The organism is Pseudomonadota bacterium (genome assembly GCA_034660915.1).
GTDB lineage: Bacteria > Desulfobacterota > Anaeroferrophillalia > Anaeroferrophillales > Anaeroferrophillaceae > DQWO01.
Genome location: JAYEKE010000178.1, coordinates 1 through 13,604, shown reverse-complemented (window position 1 = coordinate 13,604; position 13,604 = coordinate 1). Strand labels below are relative to the sequence as shown.

Genomic DNA, 13,604 nt, shown 5'->3' with positions numbered 1-13,604 from the left:
TGAAAAATCGGTCATGAAATCCGGCCGGCGGCGGCAAGTCAAGAGTGTCCCCTCGCGAAGCAGGGCGAAGCAAAATCAGCCCTGCCGATATTCTTCATCAAAGCCCGGCAAAGCAAAGGGGCTCATGTGAGACCTCATTTAATGGTGTCCCAGCTGGCCATGATTCTTTATTGCTACATGGACGTGGGAGCCTCAATACCGAGCAGTTCAAATCCCAATTGAAATACCTGCCGCAAGGCAACCATTAAAATCAATCGTGCCGCGGTCAGACCAGGATCATCCGAAATAACCCGGTTTTTATTATAATACGAGTGAAACATGGCCGCCAGATCAGTGACAAAGTAACTGATCCTATGAGGCTCAAGATAACGGGCCGCGGCCTCAATAACATCAGGAAATAAATCCATTTTTTTGATTATTTCTATCTCTTCGCTGGATCTCAGCGATGATAAATCAACCTGGTCTATCTGGGGAATCTGGATCCCGGATTCACTGGATTTTCGTAAAATACTGCAGATACGCGCATGGGCATACTGAGCATAATACACCGGATTTTCATTACTCTGGGATTTAGCCAGTTCCAGGTCAAAATCCAGGTGGCTGTCAGGACGTCGCATCAGAAAAAAGAAACGGGCGGCATCCTTGCCCACTTCAGCAACAACTTCCCTCAAGGTGACAAATTCTCCTGCACGGGTTGACATGGCAACCGGCTGCCCATCGCGAAGCAAACTTACCAATTGCACCAGCACCACGGAAAAGCTTGGATCATCAATGCCCAGGGATTTTAATGCTGCCTTTATTCTGGGGACATACCCATGATGATCCGCCCCCCAGACATCAATCATCAGATCAAAACCACGATCATGTTTATCCTTATGATAGGCAATGTCTGAGGCAAAATAAGTTTTCACCCCATTACTTCGAACCACAACCCTGTCCTTTTCATCGCCCATCCGGCTGGAGGCAAACCATAGCGCCTGTCCCTGTTCGTAGACCATCCCTCTATTCTGCAACTCATTAATAACCTCATCGACCTTACCATCCTGAAAAAAATACTTTTCACTGGTCCAGTTATCAAAATGAATCCCAAACCTGGTCAGGTCATCACGAATACCAGCCAGAATAGCCTGACTTGCATATTCGGTAAATTTTCCAACAGCATCTTCGGGGTCGGAAGTCAAAAGTGCATCACCTTGTTCGGTTATAAGTTGTCTCGCCAGTTCAATCAGGTATTCCCCCTGGTAAAAAGATTCAGGATAGTCCCCCAATGACTCACCCAACAGCTCACGATATCGCCATAACAGAGACCGGCCAAGGGTATCCATCTGATTGCCGGCATCATTTACATAGTACTCGGTAATAGTCGTATAGCCGGCTTTACGTAATATCCGGGCCAGGGAATCACCTACTGCCGCCCCTCGTCCATGGCCGATATGAAGTGGTCCGGTAGGGTTTGCACTGACAAATTCGACCATTACCCGCTTTCCGGATCCATAATCAAGATTACCAAACCTTTTACCAAGACGACACATGGCACTCAGGCGTCCCTGCCAGCATTCCTGCGATAACTTCAAATTGATAAATCCCGGTCCGGCTATGCTTACCTGATCAATATCCGGCATATCTAAAAGATTGTTCTTAATCTCACCGGCTATTTCACGAGGATTACTTTTTAGAATACCAGCCAGCTGCATGGCTATATTTGTGGCAAAGTCACCAAACTTCTTTTCTTTTGGCTGTTCCAGAACAACCGATGGCATTAGTTCCCTTGCCAATCCACGCCCATCAAATACCTGTTCAACAGCTTTGGCAACATATACGGTCAAACGTTCTCTCATAATTTCAATTCACCGTTACTGGTAGGTTTCGTTTCATCATCAACCTTCAATTGCACGTCCCGGATAAAATCAGGGCAATGGGCTTCCCCGGCAGAAACCTTAAATTTCTTCTTACAATTCTCTCGCCAAGCGCACACAGCGCACATTTTTTTGGTATCAATACTCACAATTGATCCTATCCACTATCTATCCATAAAAAAACCCCCCATATTTCCACTGGGGGATAGACCTCTTGTTGAGATTTTGTAACTTACCCGGAAACAATATGTCAAGGTTTTTTGCATGAATATAGAAGACGCTAAAAAACTCATTGCAGTCCGGCATGATTTTATGAAATTGAATTGAAAAAAACTATTCCTGTTTGAAGATAAAAACTTTTTCGTTCTTCCGTACCATTCCCAATTCCTGTCGGGACATCAGCTCCTGATAGCGATCATTGTGTTGCAACAATAAAGCAATATGTTTAAGCTTTTCATTCTCGGCATTGAGTCTCCTGATATTATTTTCTATCCGCTTAATCTCCTGGTTCATCCCCAGCAAATGCAAAACACCATTATCGCCAAAAATGGTAAAACCGATAAAAAGGCCAAAAAACATGACCAAGATGACTGGAATGAGTATTTTTTTAGACCCCATGATGTCTCATCATTTTTGTAAAGTAAACTTAATCGTAATTGTCCCCCACTGTTCAGTTTGCGGAACATCGGAAGAAAGAGTATTAAATCTCCAGGCTTTCATATATATTTCCGCTGTCTTAACCAGCAACAAATCGCCAATAATAACCGGCTCTACCCTTCCTACCGTTCCATCAGGGCGAACCCAGAACTTCAATTTGACATCGGTTGCCTGATTCAGTGAAACCTGAGGAATTTGCGGCTGGAAAACAATGGTTCTTGATTCAGCAATTGGCCCTTCAAGACCCATTAAACGATTTTTTATCTCAGCCAGGTTTTGCTGTTTCTTAAATGTCTGTTTAATACTGCTGATTAACTGCCGTTCACTGTCAACCTGTTTTTCTCCGACATAATCTGCCGGCGGGGAACCAAGTGACTTGCTCCCGGTCATAATTCCCGGTTGCAATGTGACGATATCAGCAATCAGTTCCGGCTCTTCATCGCTTGGCAGTGGAGTCATTTCAACCACCCTGACCGTATCCGGAGAGATGGATACGCTGGCAGGTAGATCAATATTTTCAGGCGCTGGAACCGGCATATCCCCAAGAGCAATAATGTCAGCAATCCGGTTTTCAATCAAGGTTGAAATCTTTTTTTCATCTCCTGATTCTTTGTCTGCAGTACTTTTTGCTGCCGGCAACGGCAAAGGTTTGCGTACCGGGCGTATCAGCTCAACTTCTATCTCTGTTTCAGGCAACAACTGCATCTTCAGTAAAGGAATATTAAAAAAACGAGAGATATCAGGCAAGGTTGCAATAAGCAATATATGGATAAAGATGGAAAGAACAAAAAAACTCAACATACGGGAAGAAACGGACATTAATGCTATTTCCTCTTGGGCTCCGTAGCGATGGCTAGCTTATTCAGCCCGGATGATTTTGCCGCATCCATTACTTTGACAACTATCCCATGATAGACTTTTTTATCAGCTTCGATAATAACCAACGTATCAGGATCCTTTTTCGCCAATCCTGAAAAAATACCATCCAGTTTTTGCAGACTTATCTTCTTCCCGTCGGCATAAATGCGGCCGGAAGACTCTATAGCAACTCTTACCGTGGTTTTTTTTCTTTTGACCTGTTTGGCTGAAGCTTTGGGCAAATCTACTTTTATCCCGGGATTAATGGACAAAGTGGTCGAAAGCATAAAGAAAATCAGCAGAAGAAACACCACATCCACAAGGGGAGTAACATCCAGTTGTACGTCATCTCGATTGCGAGTTTGAAAACGCATATCAGTCCTCTTGTTCCTTAAAAAGATCCAGGATGTCAATACATATGGATTCCATCCTCAAAATCATTTTATCAACCCGTGAACGCAGGTATTTATAAAAAACAAATGAAGGAATAGCCACACTCAGCCCGGCAGCGGTGGTAATCAGTGCTTCTGAAATACCTCCGGCAAGCATTTGTGGATTGCCAACTCCCGCATGGGAAATAACCGTAAAGGCCTTGATCATCCCCATGACCGTCCCCAGCAATCCCAGAAGTGGAGCAATTCCGGCAATGGTTCCCAGGGTAGTCAGAAATCTTTCCAGGGAGGCAGCTTCCATTCTTCCTATTTCTTCAATGGAGTCCTTGATAAGTTCACGCCTTTGACCATAATTTTTCAGTCCAACCATCAAAATACGGGCAATGGGGGTGTCATTCAATTTACACAATGTCTTGGATTCATCAAGTTTACGCAATCTGATCAGATCACTTATCTCAATAATAAAGGAAGCAGGAATGACCTTGCTGCGGCGCAAAGACCATACACGTTCCAAGAGAATTGCCACTGAAAGAACGGAACAAAACAGGATGGGATACATCAGCACCCCGCCTTTAACCACAAACTGATACATTGACCAACCTCCTAAGTATTATTCTTTTTATTTTCCAGGCACTGAAACATGAAATTCTAACCTTCTTTTTCCAAGCCTGCAAGCCTTTTTTTTATCTGCTCCAGCTGTTGAGCGGAAAGATGATACTGCAGTAATTTTCGATAGGTTTTTTCAGCGGCTGCAATTTTATGCTCCTGCTCATACAGCTCAGCCGCCATGCCCAGCGCTTTAATAATCCAGTGTTTCTGCTTGGGAAACAAATAAGGCAGGCTAAGATATTGTTTGATTGCATCCGACTTTTTGCCGGCTTTTTGCAACACCGCCGCTCGTTTGTATTGGGCGGCAGCCGCCAACTCAAGCTTGGGATTCCTGGCAGCCTGTTGGTAAAAAAAGTCTGCCTGTTCATATTGACGCAACCTCTCTTTGAGCCCCCCCAGGTCATCAAGAGCCATAAATGTTATAGAATCCTGATATTCTTGGGATATAATTGTTTTATAAAGACTTTCCGCCATTCCCAGCTGATTAATCTTTTCATTAGCTCTGGCATTAAGCAGCAATGACTGCCGTTGCAGATGTTTATCACTGCAAACGGTCAGGCTGTCATCCAGCAAATCCAGGGTTTTACCGTAGTCATCCCGTTTAAATGCCTGTTGAGCGAATATCAGGTTGCAATCACATTGATATTTCCCCCCGGGGAACTGTTTTTCCATTTTTCGACACCAGTAAATCAACTGTTGCTCTTCTTTTTTCTCCCTGGCAAGCGAAATCATCTGATAGATAGCATCCATTTTCACCTCATCAGGATATTGCCCGGATATAACCATTGACAACATGGACTGCAGCTCATCCCATTGCTGATGCTGCCGATAAATATCAGCAACCATCATAACCAGAGGAGACAGATAAGCAGACCGAGGAAATTTTTCAATGAATATCGCCGCCTCTGTTTCCAGATAAACATCATGCCTCTGCTTATAAGCCAGCATGAGCAGACCATAACGGGATCGTTCTTCTATTGATGTATCCGGAAATGTCTGGGCGGCCCGCAAATAAACCAGCTTGGCCCGTAAATAATCTTGAGCGTTAAAATAGCTTTCACCAATTTTCAGCAATGATCTGCCGACATAAGGTGACTCGGGGTAATGATCAATGAGGTACTCATATTCACCGACGGCCTCAATAAAATAACCCATGGAGAAATAAGCCTGGCCACGTTGATAATAAATTGCATCCTGAAGCTCAGTGTCAGGATAATCCCTCAGTATAGCTGACAAGTTGTCCAAAGCCAGCTGATGTGTTCCCTGTCGCAGATCAATCCAGGCAAGATAATATCGGGCTCGGTCAAGAAATGAACTGGCAGGAAAATAATGGATAAATTCGGTGAAAGTAATTGCCGCCACTTCATCACGATGGAGATTAAAAAGACATTCACCTTTATTGAGCATGGCATTCTGAATGTTTTTGGGATCTACCAGCTCAGCCACAAACTTTCGGTGCAGCAGAAAGAAATTAAATTCCGACAAGGCCTTTTCATAGGCTTCCAGGCCCATCCGAGCCCAGCCTCTCTCGTAGGAGGCCAGTACAGATTCAGGCTGTTGAGAATTCACTGGAACAGCATCAAGGATTGTTAAAGCAGACCCATAGGAACCCGTGATATTATATCCTCTGGCCAATAACAAACGACACTGATTCTCCTGTTCCCCGGATATCAGTTCCGGTTGAATTAATATATCATTAAGAATCTTTTCAGCTTCGTTAAGGCGGTTGAGGAGTTGTAGAATACGCGCTTTTTCGATCAGCAATGCGGTCACTGATTCGCCATTTTCAAGAACAATACTTACCCCACGTTCAATCACTTCAAGGGCTGATTCAAAGGAACTCTTCTTTTCATAACGCCATGCGAGCTGACGAAAATCATCGCCGATGAGAAATTTTTCCGGGGTTTCTCCCAGCAGCAGATGGGAAGCCATGATAGCATCAGAACTTTTCTCATGGGCATCGTCCCAGGCAATTATTTCCCTGAGAATAACCGCTGCCCCCCGACTCTGCCTGACAGCAGCCGGCTGTCTGCCAACAAAATCCAGGACGTCCTGAACCAGATCATCCCGAATCAAAGACAAACCATTGCCCAAAAAGGCCAGGGACCGGGTATCTTCCGGAGCATCCGTAAGCAGCAGCGGTGCGAACCGGTTTATTGCCTGCTGATATTGGTGCAGGTAATAATGACACCAGCCGGCGGCCAGCAGGGATTGACGTACCAGAATATCACTGGTCTGAAGGTCGGCATGGGCGGCCAAAAGTGCGTTCAGATAGTCCAAAGCCGCTTGATAATCCTGGCGATTGATGGTCATGGAAGCCAACAGGTATCTGGTTTGGGAGATATAGGAGGAAGCAGGATATTTTTTCAGCAGACCTTGCAATACAGCCTCACTCTGCTCAAACTGCTTTGCCTGCAGTAATGATTCACCCTGCCAGAATAATGCCGTCGGTTGCAAACCCTTAAAATCATCCAAGGTATCAATGGCGGTAAAACTATCCGCTGCCAGTTCGTATTTTCCTGTCTGGTACTCCAGCCAGCCCAGAGAATAATAGGCATACCCTAAGTATTGGCAATCTTGGTCGGCGCTAACCCGGGTAAAATACGCATGGGCTTCCCTCATTTGTTGATCATGAAAAGCTATTTCTCCCAACCAATAAGAAGACGAGGATACAAAGGGGCTGTCAGGATACTTTTCCAAACCAGTGGAAAAATAATACTTGGCTTCGTGATATGCCCCATCCAGGTATTGCTGCTTTCCGCTGCGGTAATAACCTGCTGCCCCGGTAAACCCCCGAGCCATATAAGCAGTCACGGCATTCCGATAGGCACATCCTGGTGATTGGATTTCAGGCGTTGTCCATTTTGGTGTCGAGGTGGTTTTATTCTCTTCAAGGATCAGAACATCGTTTACTGGTTCCAGTTTGGTTCCCGGTGCAATCAATGGCATCAGGGTGAAATCACGAAAACCCTTCAGCTTGACACTGTCCTGCCCGACCACCACTACTTCAGGCAAATTCAGGCCCTCACCTGCCTGGTCGGATTTCAACCCGGAGGTGAAAGTCAGGCTCAGGACAGCAAGACTGCAGATTAAGAATGATAGTCTGAAAGCTGCTATCGGCTTAAAGCGTGCAATCATGTTCATTTATCACCATTTAAGTTAAGCTATTAGCGGTTAGCTATTAGCTGAGTAAAATCAAGGTTTTGCGTTAATAAGAGATAGCATCCAACAGGTGATAGAATGTAATGGTAAAATCCCTGAAATCATTAAGCTGATGGCTAATTGCTAAAAGCTAATCGCTCAATTTATTACCATCTAACAGTTCATAGCCGGGGAATTTCATCTGGGATTCACCCAGGGTGAAATCACCCTTTTGAATCCATTCTTTAAGTGTTTCAGCAATTTCTCTGGCTTTGGAGTAACTGGACAAAGGGTTTGCCGGTGTTTCCTGACCGTCGATGATCACACTACCCCGTTTCAAATCACCATAGGAAACTTCCTGCAAAATTTTCCCGGTTGCCATGGGATATTCGTAGCTGTAATCTACCACCTGAGCATAAATATCATCATCACTGACTGAGGTAAAACGGGCCATGTCTTCATTGATGATGGGGATCGGAATCCCGATACCAACAGCCAGGCTGCAGCCATAACCCAGCATACTGACCCCCACCAGCCATTCAGGGGACATCTGTTTCAAATCACCCATGACGAACAAGGTCCCGGCCCCGCCTTTGACCACACCATTTGCTCCCCTGGGAACCGTAGGATTGTGCTGGGTTCCATACCAGGTCACATAACCAATACCACCCCCGAGAAATATCTTGGTTCCCAGACCAATGGTCTGATAATAGGGATCATTCAATAAAGGACTCAGTTGGCCGGCACTGCAATAGGTTACGTTTCCACCCTGAGGGCGAAGAACACCCATATAAGTATAAATGATTTTTTCAGAAAGGTTGATAGCACAATTATAGTTCTGATAAGCGTTTCGTGGATTACAAAGGATGGCACTGGGCATTTCCTCCAAAGACAGTTCCTTTTCCACCACTTTATTAGGATAACAGGTGGTACCATAACCTTCCATGTACACATGAACATTCTTTCCGGCCAGCAGATCTTGGATAACATGACCGCCACCATAGCGGAATTCGCCGGGATAAATCTTGTTAAGCGGATCTTCCACACAGGCTTCCGTTGCCCCCAGGTAGACGTCAACAGCCGCGAGGCCCCCATAGGCTGGAACATTGTTGATCCAGACATTGCTGGCTCTGATTTTTGGCTTTGTATGCCCCAAACTAAAAAAGGCTCCCGAGGAACACATGGGACTGAACGTTCCGGTAGTCACGATGTCAATCTGCCGGGCGGCTTCCTGAACTCCATGTTCGGCAGTAATGCCGATCATCTCCTCAGCCGTGACCACCACCGCTTCACCTCTTTTAATCCGGGCATTTATTTCCTGAATACTTTTCTCTACTCTGGCCACCATTCAACCCCTATCATCTAAAGCTTAAGAACCTGTTCAAACAACTCATCCTGTTTCCGATACATTTCATCAGCAACTTCCTTTGCTACCCCGACATGCTCATATTTCAATAAATGTAAAATCGCATGTATAGCATAATAAAGCAAGCCCTCCTCAACACTATAGCCTAAAGCAGCCGTTTCCCGAACAGCAGTTTCAGAAGAAATCACCACATCACCCAAAAGACCATAATCCGTATCCTGGGGAAATGAAATGACATTGGTCGGCTGCTCCCTGCCGAAATGCATGGCATTGAGCTGACTGATCCTGTAATCATCAACAATGGTTATTTCCACAAGCAGGTCAGCTACTTCAAGCAGTTCCAGGACCCGGTTTACGGCAGCAGCCAGATGCTGACGGTCAAATGAGTACCGATCCTGTTCATCAACAATGGAAACACCCATACCATTTACCGTAAAGAAAAAAAAGTTATTATTCCTTAATTTTGTCATTGCAAATATCCAGCATAACCAGCAAAACATCAACTTTTCAGCTTTTTGCTTCGGCCTTCTCATAGGCAACTATAATTTTCTGCACCAGGGGATGTCGAACCACATCAACCTGAGATAAATAACAAAAGCTGATTCCTTCCACATCTTTAAGGATGCTCTGTACTTTAACCAGACCGGATTCCTGATTATTGGGAAGATCTATCTGGGTAATATCACCGGTCACCACCGCCTTTGAGCCAAACCCCAAACGAGTCAGGAACATTTTCATCTGTTCAGCCGAGCTGTTCTGGGCTTCATCAAGAATAACAAAAGAATCATTAAGAGTTCTTCCCCGCATGAAAGCCAGGGGAGCCACTTCAATTACCCCTTTATCGAGCAATCCGCTCACTTTGTCAAAACTAAGAATATCATGCAGGGCGTCATATAAAGGCCTTAAATAGGGATTAACTTTCTCCATCAGATCACCGGGAAGGAAACCCAGACGTTCTCCAGCTTCAACAGCCGGCCGAACAAGTATAATCCGGTCAACTTCTTTACTGGTCAGAGCAGCTATAGCCATAGCCATGGCCAGATAGGTTTTACCCGTACCTGCAGGTCCAATCCCGAAAACAATATCACAGTTTCTGATAGCGTCAATATATCTTTTCTGGCCAATGCTTTTTGGGGTTATAGGTCGCCGTTTACTGCCCTTATGCCGAATACAGACTTTATCCAGAAAAATACTTTTCAGATCAGCCCTGGAATCACCTGCCTTAATCCGGTAGGCAAAATCAATATCAGTGGGATAAAGGGGATATCCATCCAGGACCAGGGCATAAAGTTCCTGCAAAAGATCCACCACCAGTTTAATCTGGTAGTCATCTCCCTGAACCATAACTTCACTTCCCCGGCTGCTGATCTTCACCCCGGCTTTTTCTTCCAGCACCCTGAGGTTTTCACCTTGTTCACCGAAGATTATTCGGATGGCATTGGTATCAGCAAAATTTATTTTCTGCATTTTTTACGCTTTCGTAAAAGATAGCGCTTTTACAAGCCATCAATCGCGGCAGATATTATCTTCTCCTTATCTTCATCCGAGAGAAATGGATGGACCGGGATCGAAAAGATTTCTTCGCATACCTGCTCGGCAACCGGCAAATTTCCCGGCTGATATCCAAGTTCGGAGAAAACTTCCTGCAGATGCAAGGGGACCGGATAATGGATTGCCGTCGGGATCCCGGCATCATTCAGCGTTTCAATGACCTGCGAGCGCCGGTCAGAACGTAATGAATACTGGGCGTAGACCGAAAAATATCCAGGCTTTTCCACCGGCACCTGAAAAAATGGAGCAAAACTCTCAGAATAGCTGGCGGCAATCTGCCGCCGCCGATCTATTTCAGCCGCAAAATGGGGCAGCTTTGCCAGCAGAACAGCAGCCTGCAAAGTATCAAGACGACTGTTCATCCCCAGCAGACTATGATGATACCGTCGCTGCTGACCATGGTTTCGCCGGATCCGTAAACGCTCAGCCAGCTTTTCATCAGCGGTAAAAATCATTCCCCCGTCACCATAACACCCCAGGGGTTTAGCCGGAAAAAACGAAGTAGTGGCCAGGGTTCCGAAAGAACCGCACTTTCGCCCATCAAGCTCAGCTCCCAGTGACTGGGCCGCATCTTCTATCAGGAAAATATCATGACAGTCAGCAATAGCCTGTATGGCTTCATAGTTTGCCGGCAAACCAAAGATGTCAACAGTGACAATGGCCTTTGTCTTGGCGCTGACAGCCCTTTCAATCAACTGTGGGTCGAGATTATAGGTGTCCGGTTCAATATCCACAAAAACCAGCTTTGCCCCCACCAGGGCAATAGTCTCCGCCGTGGCAATGAAAGTGAATGGTGTTGTTATCACCTCATCGCCGGCACCAATTCCCAGCGCCATCAAGGCCAGCATCAGGGCATCAGTACCGGATGCACAAGCAATTGCATGGGGAATATCCACAAAACCGGCCAGTTCTTCTTCCAGTTGTTTTACTTCCAGGCCGTTAATAAAACGAGAAGCCGTCAATACTGCTGACATGGCCTTGTCTATCTCCTGCTGGTATTCTTTATATTGGGCCGGCAAATCAACAAACTGCATGCTTCCTCCAAAAATAGTTAATATTTTAAGAAAACCAATGGAATCATTGGGATCAGACTCGATTGATTCTACGACAGCGAAAGTTTTTTCAGTGATTCCAGACTTTCATCCTGGCCGACGACAATCAGGAGATCACTGTCTTTAATCACAAAGTCGGGATCCGGAGGCATATGCATCCGCTCCGGAACCAGTTCTTTAATAGCGATGACCTGAATCCCAAAACGATTCCTTAAACGTAGTTCCTTTAAGGTTTTCCCCACCAGTTTTTTTGAAGCTGCCATTTCCAGAATACTGTAGCCTTCGCTCAAGGGAAGATGCTCAATAACATTGGATGAGCTGAGGCTGTTTGCCAGTCGAACACCGGAATCGCGCTCGGGAAAGATCACAGTGCTGGCGCCGATCTTTTTGAGGATCTTTCCATGATCTTCGGTTACCGCCTTGACCACCACCTCTTTAACTCCCATTTCCTTCAGATACAGGGTAATCAAAATACTGGTATCCAACCGGTCACCAACGCTGACCACTGCTACATCAACATCAGGAACCCCAAGGCGTTCCAAAACCTCACGATCGGTGGCATCGGCAACTACTGCCCTGGATGCCTGGTCTTTAATACTCTGGATCCGCTCTTTATTACTGTCTATAACCATTACTTCACTACCCAGTTCAAAAAGATGCTGAGCCGTGTAGTAACCAAAATTACCGATCCCGATGACCACATAAAGTCTCATAGCAAATCCTCTATCATTTTCAACTAACCAATCATCACCTGTTCTTCAGCATATTGAAAATCACTTTTTGATTGTCGGCGGGTAAAAAGCAATACCGCTGTCAAGGGTCCAACCCGACCAATAAACATCAGCATGACGATCATGAATTTACCAAAGCCTGATAAACTGGACGTAATACCTGTTGACAGCCCAACGGTGGCAAATGCTGACACTTCCTCAAAAAGAAGATTAAGAAACCGGCCACGTTCAACCGCCAGGGGAAGAGGCGCGGAGGCTTCCGATATGGATAAAATCAGTAGGAATAGAACCATGATCAGGCCGACCGCGGTAATAATGCTGAAGGCATTAAAAATGGTGTTGCGTGGAAGTGTCCGTCCATAAAGACTCACATGTTCTCTACCTGACATCCGCGACCACATCATCATGGCGAACACCCCCAGGGCAGTAGTTTTAACTCCACCACCACAAGACCCGGGAGAAGCGCCAATAAACATCAGGCAGATAACAATCAGGAGGGAGGAATTACCAAAAGAACCGATATCCAGGGTGTTAAAGCCGGCCGTTCGGGCCGTTACCGACTGAAAAGCGGCTGCCAGCAGGCCTTCACCCACTGAGACCTGCCTCAGGGTGTGATACTGCTCTGTAAAATAAATCATTCCCATGCCACCAAAAATCAACAACAAAGTGACGGTGAGCACAAGTTTAGTATGCAAAGAGAGAAACATCCGACTCCGGTTCATTTTGTGAACAAGATAGTATCGAAGTTCCATAATTACCAGAAATCCGAGGCCACCGGCAATAATCAGCATCATAACGGTCATGTTAACCAGGATGTCGCTCCTGTAATCCATAAAACTATCACGGAAAAGTGAAAACCCGGCATTGCAAAATGCGGAAACGGCATGAAAAATCGCCAAATATAAAGCGTGTGTCCAGGGGTACTCAGGCAGCCAGCGGCAAAAAAGCAGCAAAGCCCCCACACTTTCGATGAAAAAGGTAAAGAAAAATATCTGTTTCACCAGAGAGGCAATATTATCAACCGGTAAATGAGAAAAAGTATCGGAAATCAGCAGTTTCTCACGAAACGCCAGCTTCCGCCCCAGCAAGAGGATGAAAACTACGGAAAAAGTCATAATCCCCAAGCCGCCAAGCTGAATCAGAGTAAGGATAATCCACTGACCTACGAGGGTAAAACGGCTGCCGGTATCAACCACCACCAGTCCGGTTACACAAACGGCAGACGCTGAAGTAAACAGCGCGTCAATAAACTTCAATGGTGTTCCATTAACCACCATTGGCTGTACCAGTAAAAGGCTGCCAAACAGAATAATGGCAGCAAAACTGACAACAACGAGCTGTGGCGGCGTCAATCTTTTAAGCACAATAATACTTCCCTGATCATGTTAGTG

The 13,604-nt window shown here is 45.6% G+C and carries 12 protein-coding genes; all 12 read right to left on the bottom strand.

Going from position 1 to position 13,604, the window contains the following annotated elements:
• Window positions 1-173: 173 nt before the first annotated feature.
• The 12 genes from argS to U9P07_10275 all read right to left on the bottom strand — a co-directional run bounded on the left by argS (window position 174) and on the right by U9P07_10275 (window position 13,577).
• Window positions 174-1,838, bottom strand: a complete 1,665-nt coding sequence (argS, locus tag U9P07_10330; protein MEA2109802.1) for an arginine--tRNA ligase — start codon at window positions 1,836-1,838, stop codon at window positions 174-176.
• Between the two features lie 351 nt (window positions 1,839-2,189).
• Window positions 2,190-2,474: a septum formation initiator family protein gene (locus U9P07_10325; protein MEA2109801.1), complete on the bottom strand. Its 285-nt coding sequence runs from the start codon at window positions 2,472-2,474 to the stop codon at window positions 2,190-2,192.
• Between the two features lie 9 nt (window positions 2,475-2,483).
• Window positions 2,484-3,332 carry a hypothetical protein gene (locus tag U9P07_10320; GenBank protein MEA2109800.1) on the bottom strand — a complete coding sequence of 283 codons (849 nt, stop codon included), beginning with the start codon at window positions 3,330-3,332 and terminating at the stop codon, window positions 2,484-2,486.
• Between the two features lie 5 nt (window positions 3,333-3,337).
• Window positions 3,338-3,745 (bottom strand): biopolymer transporter ExbD, encoded by a 408-nt coding sequence (locus tag U9P07_10315; GenBank protein MEA2109799.1) that lies wholly within the window; start codon window positions 3,743-3,745, stop codon window positions 3,338-3,340.
• A gap of 1 nt (window position 3,746) precedes the next feature.
• Complete coding sequence (locus tag U9P07_10310; protein MEA2109798.1) at window positions 3,747-4,355, bottom strand: MotA/TolQ/ExbB proton channel family protein; 609 nt, start codon at window positions 4,353-4,355, stop codon at window positions 3,747-3,749.
• A 56-nt stretch (window positions 4,356-4,411) separates the two neighbouring features.
• Window positions 4,412-7,516 (bottom strand): tetratricopeptide repeat protein, encoded by a 3,105-nt coding sequence (locus tag U9P07_10305; protein ID MEA2109797.1) that lies wholly within the window; start codon window positions 7,514-7,516, stop codon window positions 4,412-4,414.
• Between the two features lie 148 nt (window positions 7,517-7,664).
• Entirely contained in the window at window positions 7,665-8,861 is a 1,197-nt protein-coding gene (locus tag U9P07_10300; GenBank protein ID MEA2109796.1) for a homocysteine biosynthesis protein, read from the bottom strand.
• 14 nt (window positions 8,862-8,875) lie between these two features.
• Window positions 8,876-9,349: an rRNA maturation RNase YbeY gene (gene ybeY / locus U9P07_10295; GenBank protein ID MEA2109795.1), complete on the bottom strand. Its 474-nt coding sequence runs from the start codon at window positions 9,347-9,349 to the stop codon at window positions 8,876-8,878.
• 37 nt (window positions 9,350-9,386) lie between these two features.
• Window positions 9,387-10,346 (bottom strand): PhoH family protein, encoded by a 960-nt coding sequence (locus U9P07_10290; protein MEA2109794.1) that lies wholly within the window; start codon window positions 10,344-10,346, stop codon window positions 9,387-9,389.
• A 29-nt stretch (window positions 10,347-10,375) separates the two neighbouring features.
• Window positions 10,376-11,464, bottom strand: coding sequence for a DegT/DnrJ/EryC1/StrS family aminotransferase (locus tag U9P07_10285; protein ID MEA2109793.1), 1,089 nt, complete (start codon window positions 11,462-11,464; stop codon window positions 10,376-10,378).
• Between the two features lie 68 nt (window positions 11,465-11,532).
• Window positions 11,533-12,195 (bottom strand): TrkA family potassium uptake protein, encoded by a 663-nt coding sequence (locus U9P07_10280; protein ID MEA2109792.1) that lies wholly within the window; start codon window positions 12,193-12,195, stop codon window positions 11,533-11,535.
• A 23-nt stretch (window positions 12,196-12,218) separates the two neighbouring features.
• The gene (locus U9P07_10275; protein ID MEA2109791.1) at window positions 12,219-13,577 is read right to left on the bottom strand and encodes a TrkH family potassium uptake protein; all 1,359 of its coding nucleotides are present in this window, start codon (window positions 13,575-13,577) and stop codon (window positions 12,219-12,221) included.
• Window positions 13,578-13,604 lie beyond the last annotated feature (27 nt).

Excerpts from the sequence above, each read along its gene's own strand:
- argS (MEA2109802.1), bottom strand. The coding sequence starts at position 1,838 with ATGAGAGAACGTTTGACCGTATATGTTGCCAAAGCTGTTGAACAGGTA.
- U9P07_10325 (MEA2109801.1), bottom strand. The coding sequence starts at position 2,474 with ATGGGGTCTAAAAAAATACTCATTCCAGTCATCTTGGTCATGTTTTTT.
- U9P07_10320 (MEA2109800.1), bottom strand. The coding sequence starts at position 3,332 with ATGTCCGTTTCTTCCCGTATGTTGAGTTTTTTTGTTCTTTCCATCTTT.
- U9P07_10315 (MEA2109799.1), bottom strand. The coding sequence starts at position 3,745 with ATGCGTTTTCAAACTCGCAATCGAGATGACGTACAACTGGATGTTACT.
- U9P07_10310 (MEA2109798.1), bottom strand. The coding sequence starts at position 4,355 with ATGTATCAGTTTGTGGTTAAAGGCGGGGTGCTGATGTATCCCATCCTG.
- U9P07_10305 (MEA2109797.1), bottom strand. The coding sequence starts at position 7,516 with ATGAACATGATTGCACGCTTTAAGCCGATAGCAGCTTTCAGACTATCA.
- U9P07_10300 (MEA2109796.1), bottom strand. The coding sequence starts at position 8,861 with ATGGTGGCCAGAGTAGAGAAAAGTATTCAGGAAATAAATGCCCGGATT.
- ybeY (MEA2109795.1), bottom strand. The coding sequence starts at position 9,349 with ATGACAAAATTAAGGAATAATAACTTTTTTTTCTTTACGGTAAATGGT.
- U9P07_10290 (MEA2109794.1), bottom strand. The coding sequence starts at position 10,346 with ATGCAGAAAATAAATTTTGCTGATACCAATGCCATCCGAATAATCTTC.
- U9P07_10285 (MEA2109793.1), bottom strand. The coding sequence starts at position 11,464 with ATGCAGTTTGTTGATTTGCCGGCCCAATATAAAGAATACCAGCAGGAG.
- U9P07_10280 (MEA2109792.1), bottom strand. The coding sequence starts at position 12,195 with ATGAGACTTTATGTGGTCATCGGGATCGGTAATTTTGGTTACTACACG.